The sequence below is a fragment of the Moorena sp. SIO4E2 genome, assembly GCF_010671945.1.
In the GTDB taxonomy this organism is placed as follows: Bacteria; Cyanobacteriota; Cyanobacteriia; order Cyanobacteriales; family Coleofasciculaceae; genus Moorena; species Moorena producens.
Genome location: NZ_JAAHIE010001184.1, coordinates 1 through 1,493, shown reverse-complemented (window position 1 = coordinate 1,493; position 1,493 = coordinate 1). Strand labels below are relative to the sequence as shown.

Sequence of the window (1,493 nt, the reverse complement as noted above, 5' to 3'; positions counted from 1 at the left end):
GTTCTGTGCCAATTTCATCGATAACGATCACCTCTGGCATATGGTTTTCCACCGCCTCAATCATCACCTGATGCTGATGTTCTGGGCTAGCCACCTGCATCCGTCGGGCTCGACCAATAGCTGGGTGAGGAATATCGCCATCTCCAGCAATTTCGTTAGAGGTGTCGATAATCACTACCCGTTTGTGTAATTCGTCTGCCAAGACTCGGGCAATTTCCCGTAAAGCAGTGGTTTTGCCTACACCAGGACGCCCCAGCATCAAAATTGACGAACCAGTTTCCACCAAGTCACGAATCATGCCGATGGTACCAAAGACCGCTCGACCCACACGACAGGTTAAGCCAATAATTTCCCCTGGACGGTTCCGAATCGCACTAATGCGGTGCAAGGTGCCCTCAATTCCTGCTCGGTTATCACCGCTAAAGGATCCCACTCGCTCAACACAGTGATTGATTTGTTCGATAGTAACTGGTGTATCAGAAAGGTACTCTGCCCGGTCACGAAAGCGCACTTCTGGGAAGCGACCGAGATCCATAATCACTTCGATCAAACTGTCCCTTTCAGGATGTTGCTCCAATGATGAGCTAATTTCGGCTGGTAAAATGTCTAGTAATTTTGGCAGGTCATCTGTAATTTTTTCACAGTTTGAAATCCCCTGAGTTTTGTCCACTGTTTCTTGGTGTTCCTTGGTAGGTATAGTGGCAAAATCTAGTTGAATATTGTCACTTACCTCTGAGGCTTGACCACTAACGGTCATCGCCTCAACCAAGTTATTTTCATAAACCACTGGTGATTCTTGATTGAATGACACTTGTTGCTCTGAAAGCTTGTTTAGTGGAAAATTCACCATTTGTTTTGACCAAATAAAGCGATTTCTGCTGTTAATTTTTGCCCTGTTCAACTTTCGGTTGTTAGTCAGGTTTTGGATTTAGGTCATGTCTAATTTTACTCCATAATAATTAAAGGTTTTTATGCCAATTTCATCCAACAGTATTCCTCGGTTCAAGTCAAGAACATTCGATACTATCGGGGATTTTTTTGACTGATTTGAGTTGACCCACCAGGGCATGGGCAGTTGCCACAGCCTGCCAGAGCAGATCTGATACATCCTCAAGGTTTCTACAAGAGGGATTAGCAACGAATCCCTGGTGGTGTTCAACGTCTTTGTCATAGTCTTGTTCTAACTTTTCTAGAATCGGTGAGAGTAGAACTCGGGCGTAGCTACCGTAAGCCACACCGGCAACGTAGGGTAGGTTATTTGGTTGTTCGCCTAGGGTGGCCTTTTGGCCAAGGTTGTTGTAAGAACGTTCAACCAGCAATCTACCAACTTGCCCATGCGTCAAAAGCCTAGCTGCTCTTAGTTTGTTGACGGTGTGGTTATTGGTACCACCAGCTAACTGTACGTATCCTGGTAATCCAGCAGCGATGACTTTCTCAGCGAGTTTGATAGCAGCATGAGTTGTGCCCATGCCTATATCCCCACTCATAGGACG

At 45.7% G+C, this 1,493-nt stretch carries 2 protein-coding genes; both read right to left on the bottom strand.

Annotated elements, in window-relative coordinates; translation table 11 throughout:
• On the bottom strand, positions 1-850 hold an 850-nt coding region (locus F6K37_RS42000), incomplete at its 3' end, for an AAA family ATPase (protein WP_287257169.1).
• A gap of 157 nt (positions 851-1,007) precedes the next feature.
• Positions 1,008-1,493: Light dependent period protein LdpA domain-containing protein (locus F6K37_RS41995; RefSeq protein WP_287257168.1), on the bottom strand; the 486-nt coding region annotated here is incomplete at its 5' end.